The organism is Paenibacillus sp. RRE4, from assembly GCF_031844205.1.
Lineage (GTDB): Bacteria > Bacillota > Bacilli > Paenibacillales > Paenibacillaceae > Paenibacillus > Paenibacillus xylanexedens_B.
In genome coordinates this window covers 80,090-103,147 of the sequence record NZ_JAUZUT010000010.1, presented here as the reverse complement: position 1 = coordinate 103,147, position 23,058 = coordinate 80,090, and the positions used below count along the sequence as shown (strand labels likewise).

Sequence of the window (23,058 nt, the reverse complement as noted above, 5' to 3'; positions counted from 1 at the left end):
GGGGAGACATTATGGCGAACAAAACATTCAATGCCACACGGGGCGATAAAGTGTTCGATATATTCAATATCCTCGCGATGACCATGGTGCTGATTGTAACACTCTATCCATTCCTTAACGTACTGGCGATCTCACTGAACAACTCAGCGGATACGGTACGCGGCGGAATTTACTTATGGCCTCGTGAATTTACATTACAGAACTATCAGACGATCTTCCAGTATGAAGGTCTGCTCCAAGGATTGAAAATCTCCATTATGCGTACGCTTGTAGGTACACTGCTTGGGCTGATCAGTTCTTCCATGATTGCATTTACGCTGAGCAGACCTGACTTCGGTCTTCGGAAGTTTGTATCTACAACGCTGGCGCTGACGATGTATTTCTCGGGTGGTCTGATTCCGGTATACATCCTGATGCGTGACCTGAACCTGATCGGTACATTCTGGGTATACGTATTGCCTGGCATGATCAGTGCCTGGAACGTATTTATCATCCGTTCATTCATTGACGGATTGCCCTATGCCTTGCAAGAATCAGCCAAGCTGGACGGTGCGAATGATTTTAAAATCTATTACAGCATTATTTTGCCGCTCTGTAAGCCGGTACTCGCAACGATTGCTTTGTTCCTGGCAGTAGGTCAGTGGAATGCGTGGTTTGATACGTATCTGTATAACGGCTCGAAAGCACATCTGACGACGTTGCAATACGAGTTGATGAAAGTACTGCAAAGTACACAACAAGGTTCGGGAGCCGGACGGAATGCGAATGATATGGCACAGCAAATGACGCAAATCTCTCCAGAGTCGATCAAAATGGCGATTACGATCGTCGTTACCGTACCAATTCTGATTGTATATCCATTCCTGCAAAAGTATTTTGTTGGCGGGATGACGCTTGGAGCCGTAAAGGCTTAGACCTGTAATCTCGTAGCATAGACCTGTAATCTCATGTGAAGACTGGTTTAATAATGGATCGTACACCTATAATAAAGTACTTATACAAGAAGCTCGGAATATCCGAACTGCTGCCGTACGGCATGATTTACAGCTACTGCGGCAGAGGATGTTCATGAAGCTATAGAGAGGAACAGAACAGTTCCGTATAAGACAGACGTATGAATAGGGAGGATTACCATTATGTCCAGTTTCAAAATGAAGGTCGCACTGGCGCCTGTTCTGGCTTTACTTTTGCTCACAGCCTGTGATGGAGGCGTTGGCGGTAAAACGTCACTTACGAATACAAGCGGAGCGCCATCTCCACTTACATTCGATTTTTTCAGTGTTGATCCGAGTCCGAACTGGAATGGCATGAAGGATGAAGTGGGCAAGGTCATTACAGCCAAAACAGGCATCATCCTAAACGGTGAATTTGCCGTTAGCGGGGGACAGGATAGAATATCCCTGATGGCAGCAAGTCGAGACTATCCAGATATCGTTTCCCCGAAAGGGGAACTCAGCAAGCTGGTTGATGCCGGAGCGATGCTCGACCTGACAGACCTGATTGAACAACACGCTCCCAACCTGAAGAAGCTATATGGTAATTCCATGAATCGGTTGAAATACAGCAACGAGGATCAGTCTATTTATGTATTGCCGACGTATTATGCGGTGGACCAGAAGTATTTTGATGCCGGCGGGGGATTCGGTATTCAGCATCGTGTGCTCAAAGAGCTGGGATATCCCAAGGTTCGTACGCTTCAGGATTATGAAAATGTATTGCGAGCTTACAGCGAGAAACACCCCATGACGGATGGTCAACCGACCATTCCGTTAACGCTGGATGCTGATAATTGGAGAATCATGATCACCGTTACGAATCCTGCGTTTCTGGCGACAGGCGCGCCGGATGACGGCGAATACTACATTGATCCAGTCACCTATGAAGCGAAGTTACATTATAAGCGCCCAGAGGAGAAGGAGTACTTCCGCTGGTTGAACCATATGTACAACGAAGGTTTGTTAGATCAGGAAAGCTTTGTACAAAAATCAGATCAGTATAAATCCAAGATTGCGAGTGGACGCGTGCTGGGTCTCATTGATCAGGATTGGGGATATGCCGACGCTGAGGACGCATTGAAATCGGCGGGCAAAGCGGAGGCAACCTATTCCCATTTTCCGGTGACGTTGTCCGAAGACATGAAGGATCATTCTTTTCAAGACACGGGATTTGTATCGGGCTGGGGAATAGGCATAACGACTTCAAACCCTGATCCGGTGCGTACCATCCAGTTCTTTGATTATTTGGCTTCCGAAGAAGGTCAGATCTTGATGAACTGGGGCATACAAGGCCAGCACTACGAGATCAAGGATGGCAAACGTGTAATTCCTTCAGAAGTCCAGGATCAGAAAACAAACCATGCTTCTGCTTTCCAGAGAGAGTCTGGCATTGGACTATATAAAAATATGTCCGGACGTTACGGGGATGGTGTAAAAGACTCGACGAATAATTATTATACGACGAATTTCCCTGAACAAATTCAGGCTTCATATACCCAGGCAGAGAAAGAGACTCTACAGGCATATGGTGCATCCACTTGGAAGGATTTGTTTCCAAAGGAAGAGGAGTTTCCGGTTAAACCTTGGGGAGCGGCTTATAACATGCCTACACCCGGGGACTCGGATTATAATGTCATTTTCCAGAAAACACAGGATATCATTCGCAAACGGATTCCCGAAGCTGTTTTAAGTTCGCCGGATCAATTTGATGCCATCTATGATGGTTTGATCGCTGAACTAAACCAGACGGGAGCAGAAAAAATGGAAAAACAATATACGGTTTTAATTCAAAATCGCGTTCGTTTGTGGAACGCTGATTAGTGTTGGAATAGTACAGACTTGTCTACTTCAAAAATAGAATAAAACCCGGAATATCGGGTTTGTTTTATACAGAAAACGTTTTAGTGAAACCGTTTTAGTTTTGTTAAATTAGCTATTGACAAGGATTTTTTTAACGATTATGATTCAACTGTGAAAGCACTTACAATTGCTTGTGCAATTTTGATAATCTCTTAAGTTAGTACTAAATTGTATGAACAAGAAGTTATCAGAGCTTGGTTAGGTCAGAATTGCATCCCTTATCGTTTTAGGAAATAGGTAAGCGCTTTTAATGTCAATGGGATCTGAGAAATGCAATTTGATTCACCCGGATATGGTATGAGCAGGCGTGTCCTGTTGTACAAATACACAGCTTCATTTTATCCAAAGGGGGATTATACATGAAGGGCAGAACACCAAAAACATTTGCAATGCTTTTGTTAGCGAGCGCTCTTGCGATCACAGCAGGATGCGGAACTACCGGAGGGAAATCGGCTGAAGAAAAACCGGTGGATACGGGGGATACAACAACGCCAATCACCTTTACATTCTTCGGAGCCGATGCAAGTCCGAACTGGAATAACATGAAGGATGCTGTTGGGCAAGAGATCACGAAGGCAACCGGTGTCACGCTGGAAGCTGAGTTTGACGTGAATAATGGCGGAGACCAGAAGATTCCGCTGATGGCTGCTAGTGGTGATTACCCTGATATTATCTATCCTAAAGGAAACCTGTCGAAGCTGGTGGATGCAGGTGCAATGCTTGATCTAACCGACCTGATTGAGGAACATGCACCTAACCTGAAAAAAATCTATGGTGATCAGATGAATCGTCTGAAATATAGCAATGAAGATCAGAAAATTTATACGATTCCAACGAATATGGGTGTAGGTAACGTCGCATTCGATGCTACCGGCGGATTCGAGATTCAGCAGAAAGTGTTGAAAGAGCTGGGTTATCCCGAAGTGAAAACTCTTGAAGATTATGAAAATGTACTACGAACTTACTATGAGAAACATCCAACCATTGATGGTCAGCCTACGATTCCGCTCACGCTGAATGCGGATGACTGGAAGATTATGATTACGGTTACAAACCCGGCTTTTCAAGCAACGGGTGGACCAGACGATGGTGAATATTATATTGATCCAGAGACATATGAAGCAAAGCTGCACTACAAACGTCCAGAGGAAAAAGAATACTTCCGCTGGTTGAACAAAATGTACAACGAGGGTCTCTTGGACAAAGATACGTTTGTTCAGAAGGATGACCAGTATAAATCCAAAATCGCCAGTGGCCGCGTTCTCGGTTTGATTGACCAGGAGTGGAACTATGGCGAAGCTGAGAATGCGCTCAAATCCAAAAACAATGGCGAGAGCACATATGCCCACTTCTCCGTTTCCCTGAACAAAGACATCGTAGATCATACGTTCCAGCCAACCGGCTTTGACGGTTACGGTATCGGTATTACAACGTCTGCGAAAGATCCTGTTCGTATCATCAAGTTTATGGATTGGCTTGCTTCTGACGAAGGACAGGTGCTCCGGTACTGGGGTGTTGAGAACCAGCACTACAAAGTCGAGAATGGAAAACGCATCGTACCAGATGATGTACAGGATCGTAAAACGAACGATAACTCCGCGTTCACGAAAGAGTCTGGAGTCGGAATGTATAACATCTTTAGTGCCAGATATGGGGATGGTATGAAAGATTCCACAGATAACTACTACACAACGAACTTCCCTGAACAGATTCAGGCTGGATATACAGCAGCGGAGAAAGAAACGTTGAAAGCGTATGGCATCACAACATGGAAAGATTTCTTCCCATCTGAGGATAAGTTGAAACTGAAGGATTGGGGTGCAGCATATAACATGCCGGTGCCTTCCGATACCGAATACAACGTTACTTTCCAAAAAACACAGGATATCATCCGCAAACGCATTCCGGAAGCGATCTTGGCGAAGCCGGATCAGTTTGACAGTCTCTATGACGGGTTGCTGGCCGAACTGGATAAAGCAGGCGCAGTAGAGATGGAAAAACAGTACACCGTATGGATCAAGGATCGTGTATCCCTGTGGACTGGTAAAGATGTGAAATAAGTGTTCAGCATGATCAATGCATTGAAGGGAAATTGTAATTATATTTTTCAGGATCAAGCTTCGCTCAAATAAGATGTGGTATTCACAGGCACTAAGCCTGTTATACAGATAAAACCTTCATAAATAGGGGAGATAGACAAATGAGAGGCAAAATGAAAGGCAGAATGACAGGAAAAACACCCAAGACGTTTGCAATGTTAATGTTGGCTAGTGCAATGTTGGTTACGGCTGGATGCGGTAACTCCGGCACTAAGGAGACTACTGAATCCAGCGGTACCGACCCAATTACGATCTCGTTCTTTGGTGCGGACCCAAGTCCAACCTGGAACAACATGCAGGATGCCGTTGGTAAAGAAATCACAAAGCAAACCGGCGTTACGATTGAGGCTGAGTATGATGTTAACAATGGCGGTGACCAGAAGGTTGCGCTGATGGCGGCCAGCGGTGACTATCCAGACATGATTTTCCCAAAAGGAAACTTGTCAAAATTGGTGGATGCAGGTGCAATGATCGACCTCACCGATCTGATCGAGGAGCATGCTCCTAACCTGAAAAAAATCTATGGTGATCAGATGAACCGTCTGAAATATAGCACCGAAGATCAAGCGATCTATACCATCCCGACCAACATGGGGGTAGACAACGTTGTCTTTGACGCTACAGGCGGATTCGAAATCCAGCAAAAGGTATTGAAAGAACTGGGTTACCCTGAAGTAAAAACACTGGAAGATTACGAAAATGTACTTCGTGCATATTATGAAAAACATCCTACCATCGATGGTCAGCCAACGATTCCACTGACGCTGAATGCCGATGACTGGAAAATCATGATTACCGTTACGAATCCGGCCTTCCAGGCAACGGGTGCACCGGATGATGGGGAGTATTACATCAATCCTGAGACGTATGAAGCGATGCTTCATTATAAACGTCCAGAGGAGAAAGAATACTTCCGCTGGTTGAACAAAATGTACAACGAAGGTCTCTTGGACAAAGATACATTTGTGCAAAAGGATGACCAGTACAAGTCCAAAATCGCCAGCGGCCGTGTTCTGGGTCTGATTGATCAGGAGTGGAACTATGGTGAAGCCGAGAATGCGCTCAAATCCGCAGGTAAGGATGACAGCACGTATGCTCACTTCTCTGTGTCTCTGAACAAGGACATCGTAGACCATACATTCCAACCAACCGGCTTTGACGGTTACGGCATCGGAATCACGACGTCTGCCAAAGATCCGGTTCGCATCATCAAGTTCATGGATTGGCTCGCATCCGACGAAGGTCAAGTCCTGAGAAACTGGGGCATTGAAAATGAACATTACAAAGTAGAGGATGGCAAACGTGTCGTTCCGCAGGATATACAGGATCGTAAAGTAAACGATAACTCCGCATTCACCAAAGAAACGGGTATCGGCATGTATAACATTTTCAGTGCCAGATACGGTGATGGCGTGAAGGATGCAACGGACAATTACTTCACAACCAACTTCCCTGAACAGATTCAGGCCGGATACACGGCAGCTGAGAAGGAAACGTTGAAAGCTTATGGCATTAACACGTGGAAGGATTTCTATCCTGCTGAAGACGATCTGAAGCTGAAAGAGTGGGGGGCGGCTTACAATATGCCCGTACCTTCCGGTACAGATTACAGTGTGAAATTCCAGAAAACACAGGATATCGTGCGCAAACGTATTCCGGAAGCTGTTCTGACTTCACCGGCGAACTTCGATGCAACCTATGATGCATTCCTGGCTGAACTCGACAAAGCCGGTGCAGTGGAGATGGAAAAACAATACACGGAATGGATCAAAGATCGTGTATCCCTGTGGACAGGTAAAGATGTGAAATAATAATGTTCATCTTTATTTCAATTTCAAATCGAAGTAATAGGAAACGGCCCTCATTGTGAGGGCTTTTTTTCTGTAGTTATATCTTTTGTTAATTCTGTAACGAGAAGCATTGACGTCATTTTTGAAATCGCATATAATCCTCTTATTGTAAGCACTTCCAGCCAACATAATGGATGAATTCTAAGATTTTCATGTTTACAACTTTGTTATTTTTTTATTTATGAATTTTCGAAAACGTTTTAGGAAACCAGTTTCGCTATTGCCTATTTCGGAAGATGAAATAATTTAAGCGATAAGCGAGATGGAATCAATGGAAATCATGCCTTACATGCATGACCCTATTACTATTGAATGACGTGGGATGCACGATATCCGTACGTCATCTGAAATGGAGGATTTAGCTATGACGATTTTTCAATTTCCGCAAGATTTCCGGTGGGGGACCGCAACCGCATCCTACCAGATTGAGGGGGCTGCACAAGAGGGAGGGCGTGGAGTATCCATCTGGGATACATTCGCACGTACCCCTGGTAAAGTGTTTAACGGTGATAATGGTGATGTTGCGTGTGACAGTTACCACCGCTATGAAGAAGATATTGCACTAATGAAGAAGCTTGGCATTAATACGTATCGTTTCTCTATTGCGTGGCCGCGCATTATTCCAGATGGGGATGGAGAGATCAATCGTGAAGGATTGGATTTCTATCATCGTTTTGTAGATGCTCTGCTAGATGCTGGTATTGAACCGTTCCTCACATTGTACCATTGGGATTTGCCGCAGACACTGGAGGATGACGGGGGCTGGGGAAACCGCAGAACGGTGGATGCATTTGTCAAATATGCTGAAGTGATCTTCAAAGAATTTTCAGGCAAAATCAACTTCTGGCTGACCTTCAATGAACCATGGTGTATTGCGTTCCTCTCCAACATGCTGGGCATTCATGCGCCAGGTAATAAAGATGTGCAAACGGCAATTAACGTGGCTCACGGTCTACTCGTTGCACATGGTAAAGCTGTTCAGTCCTTCCGCCGTATGGGGATTACCGGTCAGATCGGTATTGCACCTAATGTATGCTGGGCTGAACCATATAGTAAATCTGCTGAGGATCAGGCAGCGTGTGACCGCTCTATCGCGCTGAATACAGACTGGTTCCTTGATCCAATCTATAAAGGCTCCTATCCTCAGTTTCTGGTGGACTGGTTTGCTGAAGCAGGAGCAACTGTACCGATTCAAGACGGAGATATGGAAATTATCTCAGAGCCGATTGACTTGCTTGGCATTAACTATTATACGATGGGCATTAACCGTCATAATCCCGAAGCGGGTGTGCTTCAGTCGGAAGAAATGAACATGGGATTGATTAAAACAGATATCGGCTGGCCGGTTGAATCACGAGGCTTGTATGAATTTATGCATTACTTGCAAAAGTATGGGAACGTGGATGTGTATATTACCGAGAATGGTGCATGTATTAACGACGATCTGGAAAACGGCAAAATTAACGACGATCGTCGCATTTCTTATTATGAGCAACATTTGGCGCAGATCCACCGCATTATCAATGATGGCATCAACCTGAAGGGCTATATGGCTTGGTCGCTGATGGATAACTATGAGTGGGCTGAAGGTTACCGGATGAGGTTTGGTTTGGTGCACGTTGATTTTCGTTCGCTTGTGAGAACGCCTAAGGAAAGCTTTTACTGGTATCAAAGCGTGATTAAAAATAATTGGCTGGAGATCCGGAACTAAACTTTAAACGAATTTCTTCTTTAACAGAAATTATTTTTTCTACTATTATATAGGCGGTTCTGTCGGACTTCTCCGATAGACCGTCTTTTTCTTATTCTAACGATCTCAGATGAGCTTATTTGAACGAAATAGTGCCTTCTGAAATTGTAACGATCTCCACAAAGCTTATTTCAACAAAAACAGAAGAAACAAGCCCATTTTGGCGCCAAACAACTCAAATAAGCTCTCCTGTGATTGTTAGAAAATAAAAAGGTGTGAAATACCCTAAATAGCGTCTCTGGTGATCGTTAGAAAAACGAGCCGTCTCAGCATCTTAACATTCCCAATCTAACTTCCTCTTCGTTTAACTAAAAGAACAGAGCCAGATAATCGTTAAGCATCTCTGTTGTCACAAGTAAAATTGAAATTTCTTAACTGTCATAAGGGTTAACTAAATTTCTGTTATAAAATGATTGTTTTTGGGTTATAAGAAGTATGGTGGTGTCAATGATGTGTTTGTCAATATGTTTCGGAGAAATAAAGTGTCAAAAATAAGAAGAAAATTTGAACATTTGTTGACTAAAATTCATACTGATGTGGTATATTGGTATTAGGAAAGCACTTACAAAAAGGGAAAAGGAAGTGTTTACTATGGCATCTAAAACAGCAATGGTCAGCCAATTAGAGCGTAAAGATAAAAATATGCGTCGCGCAGTTTTGACGATGACAGTTCTGGCATGGGTTGCACTCATTACTGGAGTCGTACTGTGCCTGATTAACTTGAATGATTTTAATGATCGTAATTTAGGATTAATGGTCGGCATTGGTTTTCTCGTAGGTAGCGTATTTATCTACGTTATTGCCAAATCGATTGGTCTGGTTCATACACGGCATGAAGATGAAGGTGCAGATTAATTATAATCTTGCGTAAAATCGTCCATAATAAGACTGGAATATTCCCCGGAAATCCAGTCAATAAAGCCCTTTGCGGATTCGTTGACAATTGTTCAACGGGACTGCAAAGGGTTTTATTTTGTGACCTGAAGTGTAAAGATTACAATGTACAAATATCAACCGATCAAGCGATTTGTGAGAAAAAATTCACACATTTAGGGTGTAAAATCGACAAATTTGTTAACATGAACAAAAAAGTCGCTCGTTTCTGATATCTTTAGTAGGAAGAGAGTAGTATACTGATTTTTTAGTATTAGCGAATATTTAAGGAGAGGGGATCAAAATGAACAAGAAACCTAGGTCGCTTATCCGGATTATTATTCCGGTAGTCCTGACGTTGGTTACAATTGCGTTGATTGTCTGGCCAATGCTGGCAGGCGGGCAGTATGTTGTTCTGGATCCGAAGGGGCCTATTGGCGCTGCACAGAAAGATTTGATTATTATTTCAACTCTTCTGTGTGCTGTTGTCATCGTCCCTGTGTTGATTATGTCTGCAGTAATCGTTTGGCGTTACCGCGACAAACCAGAAAACAAAAACGAGTACAAGCCAAACTGGGCTCATAGTACAAAGGCGGAAGTCATCTGGTGGACAATTCCGATTGTCATCATCGGACTTTTGGCCATCGTTACTGTGCGCTACACCTATGATTTGGAGCCTTCCAAACCACTGGCACATGAGAAAGAGCCAATTACGATTCAGGTATCTTCACTGGATTGGAAATGGTTGTTCCTCTATCCTGAGCAGGGCATTGCAACAGTTAACACACTGAATATTCCTGCAGACCGGCCTGTGAAATTTGAGCTCACTGCGGATTCACCCATGAACTCGTTCTGGATTCCGCAATTGGGTGGACAAATTTACACGATGTCAGGAATGGCAATGACCTTGTATTTGCAAGCTGACCATGAGGGTCAATACTGGGGTTCAGGCGCGAACTTCACTGGTGAACACTTTGGAGAGATGCGTTTTGATGTCAATGCAACGTCGGATGAAGAATTCGATAAATGGGTAGCTGAAGTGAAGCAACAATCCCAGCCAATGACTCAAGAAACGTATGACACGCTGGCTAAGCCAGGAACAAGCAATGTTGCGTATTATTCTGCATTCCCTGAAGGACTGTTCCAGAAAATCGTAACTAAATATGTTGTTGACGGTAAAAGTGCTCACAGCAAGCATGAAGGTTCAAGCTCGAACGAGTCTGCTGCTGGAGATAAATCCTTGTCTGTACCGAAATTAAATACAAGTACGAACTAAAGATTCGAAAGGAGGCCCCCAATGTTAGAGAGATTAAAGGAGTTTGCATCGGAGTTTTTCGTTACCGGCGACCCGCTGATCTATGGAGCAGACGTGGCGATCGGGATTACGATGATTACCATCGTAACGGTGCTGACTTATTTCAAAAAATGGGGCTGGCTCTGGCGTAACTGGTTAACTACTGTCGATCACAAAAAGATCGGTATTATGTATATCATTGCTTCCATTATCATGTTGTTCCGTGGTGGTGTGGATGCATTGATGATGCGTCTGCAGCTGGCTATGCCTAATATGGATTTCTTACATCCAGAACACTATAATCAGGTCTTCACAACACATGGTACGATCATGATCCTGTTCATGGCGATGCCATTCATGTTCGGTTTGTTTAACGTCATTGTGCCGTTGCAGATCGGAGCAAGGGACGTGGCATTCCCGTTCCTGAACGCACTGAGCTTCTGGTTATTCTTCCTGGGCGCAATGCTGTTCAACCTGTCCTTCGTTATCGGTGGTTCACCGGATGCAGGATGGCTGAGTTACCCGCCTCTATCGGAGCTGTCACACAGTCCGGGGGTAGGACAGAACTTCTATATATGGGGTATCCAGATATCGGGTATCGGTTCCCTGGCAACCGGTATCAACTTTATGGTTACCATCATTAAAATGCGTGCGCCAGGAATGAAATGGATGAAACTGCCGATGTTCACATGGTCGGTATTCTCCACTTGTATCATTATCTTGTTTGCATTCCCAATCTTGACCGTGACGCTTGCATTGCTCTTCCTCGACAGGTTTGCCGGGGCGCATTTCTTCACGCTTGATCTGGGCGGCAACCCAATGATGTATATCAACTTGATCTGGATGTGGGGTCACCCTGAGGTATACATTGTCGTCTTGCCGGCATTTGGCGTGTTCTCCGAGATCGTAAGTACGTTCTCGAAGAAAAAACTGTTCGGGTACAAATCGATGGTATTCGCGATGTTGATCATCAGCTTCCTGTCCTTCTTCACATGGGCGCATCACTTCTTCACGATGGGTTCAGGAGCAGACGTGAATGCATTCTTCGCGGTTACGACGATGTTGATTGCCATTCCAACAGGGGTTAAGATATTTAACTGGCTGTTTACGATGTATAAGGGAAGGATACGCATGGCCACTCCGATGATGTGGACACTTGCCTTTATTCCGTGCTTTATCGTCGGGGGGATGACGGGCGTTCTGTTATCCGTTGCTCCTGCTGACTTCCAGTTCCACAACAGTTACTTCCTGATTGCCCACTTCCACCAAGTATTGATCGGTGGCGTTGTCTTCGGATACTTCGCAGGTCTGTACTACTGGTGGCCAAAAATGTTCGGTTTCCAATTGGAAGAGAAACTGGGCAAATGGGCATTCTGGACTTGGAATATTGGTTTCTATGTGTGCTTCATGCCGCAGTATGCTGTCGGTCTGATGGGTATGACTCGTCGTCTGAGCACTTACGGCTGGGATACCGGCTGGTGGGAACTGAACTTCGTATCCACAATCGGGGCATTCCTGATGGGCGTTGGTTTCTTGTTCCAAGTTGCACAAATTGCAGACGGTATTCGCAAATACAAAACACTCAAAGCTTCTGGCGATCCATGGGATGGTCGTACGCTCGAGTGGTCGATTCCTTCACCAGCACCAGAATACAACTTCGCTGTTACACCGCGCGGAGATGATGTGGATGAGTGGTGGGAAGAGAAAGAACGTCGTGCGAAAGGCATTCATCCGCCTGAGCCTGTATATGAGCCAATTCATATGCCGAAAAATTCCTCGATTCCGTTCATTATGTCTGTCTTCTGGTTCGTTGCTGGTTTCGGCTTCGTCTTTGGATGGCTGTGGATGGCAATCCTCGGACTCGCTGGCGTGGGTATCTGCATGATTGCTCGTTCCTTCTCTTACGATACGGATTATTACATTCCGGTCGATGAAATCAAGCGTACCGAAGCGTCGTTAAGGGGGTCGGTATAGATGGCTCAAGCAGCCGCTAAACACGGTGAGAATCATGCACACGGTCATGACCATGGCCACCATGATCCACAGGAAATGAAAATTCTCGGATTCTGGTTCTTCCTGATTTCCGACGTTATCCTGTTCTCCGTATTGTTCGCAACCTTCATTGTGTTGCGTGACAATACGGCGGGCGGACCGATTTTGTCTGAACTGATCAAAATGCCTGGTGTCATTGCTGAAACCTTCTTGTTGCTTACAAGTTCATTCACGAGCGGACTTGCGGTTCTGGCGATGAACCAAGGCAAAGTAAAACAATTGATTAACTGGCTGATCGTTACAGCCGTTCTGGGTGCAGGATTCCTTGCCCTGGAGATCTATGAGTTTGTTGAGATGGTTCACGAAGGATTCAGCTACACAACAAGTGCGGCATCCGGCGCGTTCTTCACGCTTGTAGGTACTCACGGACTTCACGTATCGCTCGGTCTGATCTGGATGATCGGCCTGATGTTCCAACTGAAAAAACGGGGTATTACCGATGTTACTCGCGGTAAAATCAACGTAATCAGCTTGTACTGGCACTTCTTGGACGTTGTATGGATCTTCCTCCTGACCATCGTCTATCTGATGGGGGTGATGTAGATGGCACAGCACAACGCACATGATTCTCATGGCCATGAACAACATGGTTCCCTGAAGTCTTATGTCATCGGCTTCATCCTGTCCATCGTTCTGACCATCATTCCTCTGGTAGTGGTGCTGAACGACATGATGGGTAAAACAGGAACGATGATTGTTATTTTGGGAACTGCGGCACTGCAGTTTGTCGTTCAACTCTTCTTCTTCATGCATATCCGTGAAACAGAGAAACCTCGCTGGAACGTGATGGCTCTCATTTTCGGATTGCTGATGATGTTGACCATCGTTATTGGTTCGATCTGGATCATGCTGAACAACGCAGTTGCACATTAATAGTCTTTAAGGAGAACCTTCTTGTCTGAATTTTCAGACAGGAAGGTTCTTTTTTTTTCAATTAGGCCTGATGGCGGTATGGTTACAAACCGATATAGACTTTATAGGGATGATTTGTGGGAGGGGCTGGGGCAAAACTTTAAATTTAGGATTTTAAAATCAGTGATGTAATCTCGAGCAAAATAAGATTTGTAATAACTTTTGCATAGTCTACGGTTCAATAAAAAGGAGAATAGCGATGAAAAAGGCCACAGCTGAAGAAATCGGGCTGCAAAGACATTTATCCCATCCAACAAAAAATGCGAAGAGCTACCTTAAAAAGGTGTTCTCTTCATTCATGGCAATTGTACTTTTCGTTAGTTTGCATTCTTTTCCTGTATCGGCTGCTTCAGGGATTACAAGCATTTCATATCCCGGTTTCTACGGTATCCCTTCTGCAACGACTCAAGCCGCGAATGGAGACTTGTATCTCGCATATCCTGAAATGGGAACTATTCAAGGTGGAAGCCAGGGTATTAAGGATTTTAAAATTTATAAATGGACTTCAGCGAGCAATTCTTTTTCACTAGAAACAAGTGTCAACGCAGCGGTTGGACTGGATCAACTTAATGACTATTATGGGGAATTAAAGATGGCAGTTGACACCAACGGCACATTACACGTTGCTTTCTTAAAGACTGGTTCTATAAATTATGGGAATTGGTATTCCTACTCCAAGGGCGTATTTTATGGTACATACAATACGAACAGTAGCTCATGGTCAAGTGGATTTACGGGAATTGAGACACAGAGTCTTCCTACACAAGATGTAAATGTAGCCCATGACTATTATACTTCGCTGCAACTTCAAGTGAATTCATCGGGTGACGCTACTATTGCCTATGTCAAAAACACAAACGTAGATCCAAAAAATTATCACATAAAAATTAAAACTGGCTCGAATACAAATACCACTTGGTCCGAGACCATATTGAATACAGGAGTCTTCGTAAGCATTAATAGCCTTTTGAGCGATAATAACGGAAATTTAAGTGTTGTATATTCAGTTGAGACGGGGATTGGTCCGGATATCTATGTATCCAGCGTCCCCTTTGCTACTTCCACTAAAGTACTAACTGGAGACAATAACTATTATTCTTATTACGGATCCGCAATAGATTCATCGGATCACATTCATGTTCTCTATGGGTATGAAGGTTTTAAAATTGTATCTAATACCGGAAACGGGGGTTCATGGGAAACAACAGTAATTGATAATGTCGACTACGTCGCAACTTCAAACGATTCTCCTCAAGCGGTGAGCCGCTTGGTTATCGATGCGAATGATAATATGCTTGTCCTTGCAGCTTCCATTGATCCATCAAATTATGCGGCTACCTCTTATTATTATTATGGAAAATTCGCTGGAAGTAATACTTGGATGAAAGGGAAGAATGATATTCCCGAATTAAACAATATGATAGGCAAGAATTTGGACTGGTTGCATCCTTTTGTTCCGTCAACCGGGAATCTGATGTTGCAGTACTTTGAAAAGGACACAAATAAGGCAAGTTATGTTTATGGAAAACAAACCGACTTTTTTGCTTCTTCCAGCTTAAGCGACGATGCAAGTTTGAGCAGTGTATTGGGGCAGACCCTAACGACAGGTTCGGAAGCGGGTACGACGTCAGCTCCGAAGACTGCAACCATCGAGGTAAGCAATGGAGTATCATCTGTATCGGCCGGGGATATCGTCAAGCAGGACGCAGGTGCAACGGTGACTTTCTACGGAACAGACAGTACTTTCGTGACGCCTGAGGTCGGGACTGTAAACCTTACATCGGGTTCAGTAACAGATGTATACATCAAAGTCGTTGCGGCAGACAATACAACCTTGTACTACAAGATCAGTATCAACAGGATGGCACCAATTTCTAACTTTGCGAATACGTCGAAGACGAGTACAAGCGCAAGCTTTAGCTGGACAACTGCTAGCGGAGCAACCGGGATCGTGATCGAACAATCTCCTGCGGGCACGAACACGTGGACAACATCGTCCACAAGCGCAGCCCTTGCGGCTAATGCCACAAGTGGCACGGTGACAGGATTGAACCCGGCCACGTCGTATGACTTCCGACTCGTGGTTACTGGCGGTACGAATGCGGGCACATCGAATGTCGTTTCAAACATAACGACGGATACCCCACCAAGCGTGCCGCTCACCGACTTTGCCAATACGGCGAAGACGAGTACGACTGGAAGCTTTAGCTGGACAGCAGCCAGCGGAGCAACCGGAATTGTGATTGAACAGTCGCCAGCGGGATTGAACACGTGGACAACATCGTCTACAAGCGCAGCCCTTGCGGCCAATGCCACAAGTGGCACGGTGACAGGATTAAACCCGGCCACGTCATATGACTTCCGACTCGTGGTCACTGGCGGTACGAACGCTGGTATATCGAACGTGGTCTCGAACATCACGACGGATAATGCACCGAGCGTGCCGCTGACCGACTTTGCGAATACGGCGAAGACGAGTACAACCGCAAGCTTTAGCTGGACAGCAGCCAGCGGAGCAACCGGAATCGTGATCGAGCAATCGCCAGCGGGCACGAATACGTGGACTACAGCGTTTACAGGCGGAGCCCTTGCGGCCAATGCCACAAGTGCAACCGTAACAGGATTGAACCCGGCCACGTCGTATGACTTCCGACTCGTGGTTACTGGCGGTACGAACGCTGGCACATCGAACGTGGTCTCGAACATCACGACGGATAATGCACCAAGCGTGCCGCTCACCGACTTTGAGAATACGGCGAAGACGAGTACAAGCGCAAGCTTTAGCTGGACAGCAGCCAGCGGAGCAACCGGAATCGTGATCGAGCAATCGCCAGCGGGCACGAATACGTGGACAACATCGTCCACAAGCGGAGCCCTTGCGGCCAATGCCACAAGTGGCACAGTGACAGGATTAAACCCGGCCACGTCATATGATTTCCGACTCGTGGTTACTGGCGGTACGAACGCTGGCACATCGAACGTGGTCTCGAACATCACGACAGATAATGCACCAAGCGTGCCGCTGACCGACTTTGCGAATACGGCGAAGACGAGTACAAGCGCAAGCTTTAGCTGGACAGCAGCCAGCGGAGCAACCGGAATCGTGATCGAGCAATCGCCAGCGGGCACGAATACGTGGACAACATCGTCCACAAGCGGAGCCCTTGCGGCCAATGCCACAAGTGGCACAGTGACAGGATTAAACCCGGCCACGTCATATGATTTCCGACTCGTGGTCACTGGCGGTACGAACGCTGGTATATCGAACGTGGTCTCGAACATCACGACAGATAATGCACCAAGCGTGCCGCTGACCGACTTTGCGAATACGGCGAAGACGAGTACAAGCGCAAGCTTTAGCTGGACAGTAGCAAGCGGAGCAACAGGGCTGGTGATCGAACAATCGCCAGCGGGCACGAATACGTGGACTACAGCGTCTATAGGCGGAGCCCTTGCGACCAATGCCACAAGTGGCACAGTGACAGGATTAAACCCGGCCACGTCATATGATTTCCGCCTCGTGGTCACTGGCGGTACGAATGCGGGCACATCGAATGTCGTTTCAAACATCATGACGGACAATGCACCGAGCGTGCCGCTCACCGATTTTGCGAATACGTCGAAGACGAGTACAACCGCAAGCTTTAGCTGGACAGCAGCCAGCGGAGCAACCGGAATCGTGATCGAGCAATCGCCAGCGGGTGCGAACACGTGGACAACGGCATCGACAAGCGGTACCCTTGCGTCCAATGCCACAAGTGCAACCGTAACAGGATTAAACCCGGCCACGTCGTATGATTTCCGACTCGTGGTTACTGGCGGTACGAATGCGGGCACATCGAACGTGGTCTCGAACATCACGACAGATAATGCACCGAGCGTGCCGCTCACCGACTTTGCCAATTCGGCGAAGACGAGTACAACGGCAAGCTTTAGCTGGACAGCAGCCAGCGGAGCAACAGGGCTGGTGATCGAGCAATCGCCAGCAGGTGCGAACACGTGGACAACATCGTCTACAAGCGGAGCCCTAGCGACTAATGCCACAAATGCAACCGTAACGGGATTGAATCCAGCCACGTCCTACGACTTCCGTCTCGTGGTTACTGGCGGTACGAATGCCGGTACATCGAATGTGGTCTCAAACGTATCGACGAATACCACACCGAACGTGCCAAACGTGCCAAACGTGCCTAACGTACCTAACGTACCAAGTTCGCCGACTAGTCCGGTAAATAGCAGTTCTGGTAGCAGCGCTCCTTCAAGCGGCACTACTGGAGTAGACATTCTTGTTAACGGGAAAGTGGAGAGTGCGGGTACAGCCACGACATCGCAACGCAACAATCAAAGCGTAACCACGATATCCGTCGACCAGAACAAGCTGGACAACAAGCTTGCATCGGAAGGCTCTGGAGCCGTAGTGACTTTACCGGTTAATACGAAATCGGATATTGTGATTGGTGAATTGAACGGTCAGATGATTAAAAATCTGGAAAGCTATAGTGCAACATTGGAGATTAGAACAGCCCGAGCAACATATACGTTGCCAGCTCAACAAATAAATATTAATGCCCTATCCGCCCAATTGGGTAAAGAGTTGAACCTGAAAGACATCAAAGTTCGCATTGAAATCGCCGCTCCAATAACGGATATGATGCAAGTGGTAGACCAAGCGGCAGGGAAGAATGAGCTCACGCTCGTTGCCCCACCGACGGATTTCAAGATTAGCGCAACATATGGAAGCACGACCATTGACGTATCAAAATTTAACGCATATGTTGAAAGAAGCGTTGCTCTTCCGAACGGTATGGATCCGAATAAGATTACAACAGGTTTGGTGGTAGAGCCGGATGGATCAGTAAGACATGTACCAACCAAAGTGATTTTCAAGGAGGGAATGTATTACGCTCGGATCAACAGTTTAACAAACAGTACTTATACGGTTGTCTGGCACCCGTTAGAATTCAGTGATGTTGCGAAGCACTGGGCTAAAAAAGCTGTGAACGATATGGGTTCCCGAATGATTGTCAACGGTACCGGCAATGAACAGTTCAATCCCGACCAAGATATTACACGCGCCGAATTCGCGGCCAGCATTGTTCGAGGACTGGGGCTTAAACTTGAGAACGAGACTAGGCTTTTCTCAGACGTTAAGTCTTCCGATTGGTACAGCAGTGTAATTAGTACGGCTTATGCATACGAATTGCTTGATGGCTATCCAGATGGTACCTTCCGACCGATGGATAAGATTACACGAGAACAGGCAATGGTGATCCTTTCCAAGGCAATGACTCTGACCAGATTGAAGGAAAAGCAACCTGTACACTCGACAGATGGAATACTTCATTCATTCCAAGATGCGGCTAGTGTCTCTCAGTGGGCACAAAGTAGCGTTATGGAAAGTGTACAAGCAGGCATCATATCCGGCAGAAGTGCCACAGCACTTGTACCTAAGGCTTATATTACAAGAGCTGAGGTAGCCACGATTATCCAGAAGCTTCTTCAAAAGTCCGAATTGATCTAATGTAAATACAGTTCAATTTATCAAGCGATCTTAAAAAAGAGAGTTGACTAAAAAAGGGTGATTTCTGCATTTTGCAGAAATCATCTTTTTTTCGTGGTGAGTTGTATGGTTAACTGGAGTCACAAGTTTTACTAGAAATAGCCAACAAAATTCAATGATTTGCATGAATCATAAAATAAGGGTACACAAATGATAGGAAATGAACTAAAATGAACTTATATGAACTTTAATAAACAATAGTGAACTTATTGAATGCCACAAAGCATCAATGAGCTCAACTCTAAACTTAATTCACAAGACGAAAGGAATGGATAACAAATGGAAAACCGTTATGCAGCACACCCGAATGAAGTAAAAGCGTATGATACAGCTCGTTTGCGTGAGGAATTCCTTATGGAGCAATTGTTTGCCAAAGACGAACTGGTGACTGTGTACTCTCATGTGGATCGTTACATTGTCGGAACTGCGGTTACACAGAGCAAGGACATTACCCTTGAAGTCAACTTGAAAGATATCGGAACGGACTTTTTTCTGGAGCGTCGTGAAATCGGTATCATCAACGTGGGTGGACAAGGTACAGTAACAGCGGACGGAGAAGTGTACGAAATTGGAGCCAAAGAATGCCTCTACATCGGTAAAGGGGTAAAGGAAGTGGTATTCAAGAGCAATGGCACAGAGCAGGCAGCTCAGTTCTACTTTGTTTCTACACCGGCTCACCATACCTATCCAACGGTAAAAGCAACTCAAGAGCAAGCACAGCCGAACCACCTCGGCAGCATCGAAACCTCCAACGAACGTACCATCTACCGTTACATTCACCAAGGTGAAGGCGGAATCAAGAGCTGTCAGCTGGTGATGGGGATCACTGAACTGAACAAAGGTAACATGTGGAACACGATGCCGGCACATACGCATAACCGCCGCTCCGAAGTGTACCTGTACTGGAACCTGCCCGAAGATGGCGTAGTATTCCATATGATGGGTGAGCCGACGGAAACGCGTCACCTCGTTGTACGTGATCGTCAGGCGATCATCTCTCCAAGCTGGTCTATTCACAGCGGTGTGGGCACAAGCAACTACACTTTCTGCTGGGCAATGGCTGGAGAAAACCAAACGTTCGAAGACATGGACGGCGTAGCGATGAAGGATCTGAAATAAGAAAGAAATAGGAAGTTGATTAGATGAATCCATTGAAACGACATGAAAAGATCATGGAGGCTCTGCTGGAGCGTCAGGAGGTCACGGTTAGTGACCTGAGCGAACTGTTGCAGGTGACTGGCAAAACGGTGCGAGAGGATCTCGATAAGCTGGAGAGTATGGGATTGCTTGTGCGTGTACACGGCGGAGCGATGCTGGCTCAGAATGACCAATACGGGATTCTGAACAGCCGCGGGGCACTGGAGAAACACCAGTCCGAGAAAACCGAGATTGCCGAACGAGCCCTCGCGTACATTAAGCCCGGGGATATTGTAGCACTGGACGGTGGCAGCACCACGCTAGAGATGGCCAAGCGGCTCGACAACCAGCCGCTAACGGTGATCACTAGTGATTTATACATCATCGCAGAGCTGACGAAAAAGGAGCAGGTGCGACTGGTCGTTCCTGGTGGAGCGCGTGTGCGTAATATGCTGGTGGGTGAAGATACGGCGGCATTTATTTCCGGTCTGAACATTCACAAAGCCTTCATTTCAACAACGGCACTTCATCCTGAATTTGGCTTGTCAATCTATACAGGCGATCTGGTTCCTCTGAAGAAAGCAATGATTGCGGCCGCGCAACAGGTATTTGGCGTGGTGGATCATTACAAATTCGGGCAATTCGCACTCCGTACCTTCGCACAGTGCTCTGAACTGGATTATATTATCAGCGACCGGAATCTGGACGAAGAGACAGCGGCTTTATACAGGCAGAGTGGTGTCAACGTGGATTACACAAGTTAACTTCATGTATTTTTAACGGGATGAAATAACGAACGATACAGTTGTAATTTGCATATCAAAGACATATGGAGGAAATGTTCATGAACCCATTTGATTTAAGCGGACAAGTTGCAATGGTGACAGGTACTTCAGGAGGGCTCGGGCAAGGGATGGCAGTTGGCCTCGCTGAAGCGGGGGCAGATGTGGTGCTGGTGTCTTACTCCAAACCGGCAGAGACGGCAAGTGCAATTGAAGCACTGGGACGTAAAGCGTATATCATTGAAGCTGATCTGAGCAAGGAAGAAGAACTGTCAGCTGTGTTTGAAAAAGCACTTTCTTTCCAAGGCAGAATTGATATTCTCGTCAACAATGCCGGCATTATTCGCCGTACTCCGGCAGCGGATCACGCACATCAGGATTGGCATGATGTCATCGCGTTGAACCTGAACAGTGTATTTTTCCTGAGCCAGCTGGCGGGTAGACATATGATTGAACGTGGAAGCGGCAAAATCATTAACATTGCATCGATGCTTTCCTACCAGGGTGGCATTAATGTTCCAGGATATACGGCTAGTAAACACGGCGTTGCCGGATTGACTAAAGCTCTGGCCAACGAATGGGCTGGCAAAGGCATCCAGATTAATGGTATCGCTCCAGGTTATATGGAAACGGATAATACAACCCAAATTCGTGCGGACGAGAACCGTTACCGCGATATTACGGCGCGTATTCCAGCAGGTCGCTGGGGAACACCAGAGGATTTGAAAGGTCCAGTGGTATTCCTGGCTTCTGCCGCATCGGATTATTTGAATGGTCACGTACTTAATGTGGATGGCGGATGGATGGCGCGTTAATCCGTCATCTGAGATCCGTTTTGCAAAAGGAGGCAATGAGATGAAACTTGGTGTTCTGGCCCATACGTTTGGTAAACGGCCTACAGCTGAGCTGGCGCAAATCATTGCGGACAACGGATTCAACTCCGTGCAACTGGCTCTTGCCAAAGCATTGTCGGACATGGATTCAGCGAACGGCAAATTGAGTCCTGGATTCGCTAATGAGGTAGGGGAACAATTTTCCAGCCGCGGGGTGAAAATTGCCGTTCTAGGCTGTTATATCAATCCGATTGATCCTGATCCTGTAAGCCGCCGCGCAGACATTAACCGGTTCAAGGAACATCTGCGTTATGCCCGGGATTTTGGGTGCAGTATGGTGGCAACAGAAACAGGAGAACGAACGACTTATAAGGATTCTCATCCAGACACATATGATGAAAAGTCATGGAGTGTTCTGAAAGATACGCTGGAGGAAATCACGGAGGAAGCTGAAAAATGGGGCGTACATGCTGCCATTGAACCCGTGGCCACCCATACGCTTCATACCCATGAGCATATGACCCGGTTGTTTGAAGAGATTCCGTCATCCAATCTGGGCATGTTGTTTGATCCGTGCAATCTGATTAAACAACAAAATACAGCAGATCAAGGAGCTTTTCTGCGTGAAGTCATGGAGAAGCTGTATGAGAAAATCATCGTGATTCATGCAAAAGATGTAGCATTCAATGCACAGGGTGAGAAGTATAACCCTGTTCCTGGTGCGGGCATTCTGGATTATCCGTTGTTCTTCGAATTGCTCAAGACGTATAAACCACACATTGATATCTCGCTGGAAGGTGTGAATGCAGAAGAAGCTGTGCCTGCTGCCAAGCATCTGCGAGCGGTATGGGACGCTGTGAAGGTAAGATGAGGTAGAAGAAGTTCTAACGATGAATGAACTGAAAAACCTTTGCTGAGGCAAAGGTTTTTTTAGTACAGCAGGATCGTTTTTTGCATATTAACATTTCTTATCGGAAAAATCGGAAATAACTCTTTTCAAAACCGACATCTTGTGAGAGAATATGGAAAACATAAGCCGCCATGATGAGACATCAAGAAGC

15 protein-coding genes are annotated in these 23,058 nt (G+C 46.0%); all 15 read left to right on the top strand.

Annotated elements, in window-relative coordinates:
* Positions 1-11 precede the first annotated feature (11 nt).
* Complete coding sequence (locus tag Q9R46_RS25345) at positions 12-914, top strand: carbohydrate ABC transporter permease (RefSeq protein WP_145334797.1); 903 nt, start codon at positions 12-14, stop codon at positions 912-914.
* A 222-nt stretch (positions 915-1,136) separates the two neighbouring features.
* Entirely contained in the window at positions 1,137-2,816 is a 1,680-nt protein-coding gene (locus Q9R46_RS25340; RefSeq protein ID WP_311282223.1) for an ABC transporter substrate-binding protein, read from the top strand.
* Positions 2,817-3,214: 398 nt separating this feature from the next.
* Positions 3,215-4,915 (top strand): ABC transporter substrate-binding protein, encoded by a 1,701-nt coding sequence (locus Q9R46_RS25335; RefSeq protein WP_311282222.1) that lies wholly within the window; start codon positions 3,215-3,217, stop codon positions 4,913-4,915.
* Between the two features lie 164 nt (positions 4,916-5,079).
* Entirely contained in the window at positions 5,080-6,765 is a 1,686-nt protein-coding gene (locus tag Q9R46_RS25330) for an ABC transporter substrate-binding protein (RefSeq protein ID WP_311282237.1), read from the top strand.
* Between the two features lie 403 nt (positions 6,766-7,168).
* Positions 7,169-8,515, top strand: coding sequence for a GH1 family beta-glucosidase (locus tag Q9R46_RS25325; RefSeq protein WP_311282221.1), 1,347 nt, complete (start codon positions 7,169-7,171; stop codon positions 8,513-8,515).
* A 630-nt stretch (positions 8,516-9,145) separates the two neighbouring features.
* Entirely contained in the window at positions 9,146-9,409 is a 264-nt protein-coding gene (locus tag Q9R46_RS25320; RefSeq protein WP_090924956.1) for a hypothetical protein, read from the top strand.
* Between the two features lie 322 nt (positions 9,410-9,731).
* Complete coding sequence (gene cyoA / locus Q9R46_RS25315) at positions 9,732-10,703, top strand: ubiquinol oxidase subunit II (protein ID WP_154891743.1); 972 nt, start codon at positions 9,732-9,734, stop codon at positions 10,701-10,703.
* Between the two features lie 21 nt (positions 10,704-10,724).
* Positions 10,725-12,695 (top strand): cbb3-type cytochrome c oxidase subunit I, encoded by a 1,971-nt coding sequence (locus Q9R46_RS25310; protein ID WP_090924958.1) that lies wholly within the window; start codon positions 10,725-10,727, stop codon positions 12,693-12,695.
* Complete coding sequence (gene cyoC / locus Q9R46_RS25305; protein WP_090924959.1) at positions 12,696-13,316, top strand: cytochrome o ubiquinol oxidase subunit III; 621 nt, start codon at positions 12,696-12,698, stop codon at positions 13,314-13,316.
* Complete coding sequence (gene cyoD / locus Q9R46_RS25300; protein WP_090924960.1) at positions 13,317-13,646, top strand: cytochrome o ubiquinol oxidase subunit IV; 330 nt, start codon at positions 13,317-13,319, stop codon at positions 13,644-13,646.
* 238 nt (positions 13,647-13,884) lie between these two features.
* Positions 13,885-19,206 carry a fibronectin type III domain-containing protein gene (locus Q9R46_RS25295; protein WP_311282220.1) on the top strand — a complete coding sequence of 1,774 codons (5,322 nt, stop codon included), beginning with the start codon at positions 13,885-13,887 and terminating at the stop codon, positions 19,204-19,206.
* A gap of 318 nt (positions 19,207-19,524) precedes the next feature.
* Positions 19,525-20,364: a 5-dehydro-4-deoxy-D-glucuronate isomerase gene (gene kduI, locus Q9R46_RS25290; RefSeq protein ID WP_311282219.1), complete on the top strand. Its 840-nt coding sequence runs from the start codon at positions 19,525-19,527 to the stop codon at positions 20,362-20,364.
* Positions 20,365-20,387: 23 nt separating this feature from the next.
* Positions 20,388-21,146 carry a DeoR/GlpR family DNA-binding transcription regulator gene (locus Q9R46_RS25285; RefSeq protein ID WP_145334811.1) on the top strand — a complete coding sequence of 253 codons (759 nt, stop codon included), beginning with the start codon at positions 20,388-20,390 and terminating at the stop codon, positions 21,144-21,146.
* 80 nt (positions 21,147-21,226) lie between these two features.
* Positions 21,227-21,979 (top strand): 2-dehydro-3-deoxy-D-gluconate 5-dehydrogenase KduD, encoded by a 753-nt coding sequence (kduD, locus tag Q9R46_RS25280; protein ID WP_145334813.1) that lies wholly within the window; start codon positions 21,227-21,229, stop codon positions 21,977-21,979.
* 40 nt (positions 21,980-22,019) lie between these two features.
* A complete protein-coding gene (locus tag Q9R46_RS25275) occupies positions 22,020-22,868 on the top strand; it encodes a sugar phosphate isomerase/epimerase family protein (RefSeq protein WP_311282218.1) in 849 nt (282 codons plus the stop codon).
* Positions 22,869-23,058 lie beyond the last annotated feature (190 nt).

Bases quoted from the DNA above. Each gene is read 5' to 3' on its own strand.
- cyoA (WP_154891743.1), top strand. From the start codon at position 9,732: ATGAACAAGAAACCTAGGTCGCTTATCCGGATTATTATTCCGGTAGTC.
- Q9R46_RS25320 (WP_090924956.1), top strand. From the start codon at position 9,146: ATGGCATCTAAAACAGCAATGGTCAGCCAATTAGAGCGTAAAGATAAA.
- Q9R46_RS25325 (WP_311282221.1), top strand. From the start codon at position 7,169: ATGACGATTTTTCAATTTCCGCAAGATTTCCGGTGGGGGACCGCAACC.
- cyoD (WP_090924960.1), top strand. From the start codon at position 13,317: ATGGCACAGCACAACGCACATGATTCTCATGGCCATGAACAACATGGT.
- Q9R46_RS25340 (WP_311282223.1), top strand. From the start codon at position 1,137: ATGTCCAGTTTCAAAATGAAGGTCGCACTGGCGCCTGTTCTGGCTTTA.
- kduI (WP_311282219.1), top strand. From the start codon at position 19,525: ATGGAAAACCGTTATGCAGCACACCCGAATGAAGTAAAAGCGTATGAT.
- kduD (WP_145334813.1), top strand. From the start codon at position 21,227: ATGAACCCATTTGATTTAAGCGGACAAGTTGCAATGGTGACAGGTACT.
- Q9R46_RS25295 (WP_311282220.1), top strand. From the start codon at position 13,885: ATGAAAAAGGCCACAGCTGAAGAAATCGGGCTGCAAAGACATTTATCC.
- Q9R46_RS25310 (WP_090924958.1), top strand. From the start codon at position 10,725: ATGTTAGAGAGATTAAAGGAGTTTGCATCGGAGTTTTTCGTTACCGGC.
- Q9R46_RS25285 (WP_145334811.1), top strand. From the start codon at position 20,388: ATGAATCCATTGAAACGACATGAAAAGATCATGGAGGCTCTGCTGGAG.
- Q9R46_RS25335 (WP_311282222.1), top strand. From the start codon at position 3,215: ATGAAGGGCAGAACACCAAAAACATTTGCAATGCTTTTGTTAGCGAGC.
- Q9R46_RS25275 (WP_311282218.1), top strand. From the start codon at position 22,020: ATGAAACTTGGTGTTCTGGCCCATACGTTTGGTAAACGGCCTACAGCT.
- Q9R46_RS25330 (WP_311282237.1), top strand. From the start codon at position 5,080: ATGACAGGAAAAACACCCAAGACGTTTGCAATGTTAATGTTGGCTAGT.
- cyoC (WP_090924959.1), top strand. From the start codon at position 12,696: ATGGCTCAAGCAGCCGCTAAACACGGTGAGAATCATGCACACGGTCAT.
- Q9R46_RS25345 (WP_145334797.1), top strand. From the start codon at position 12: ATGGCGAACAAAACATTCAATGCCACACGGGGCGATAAAGTGTTCGAT.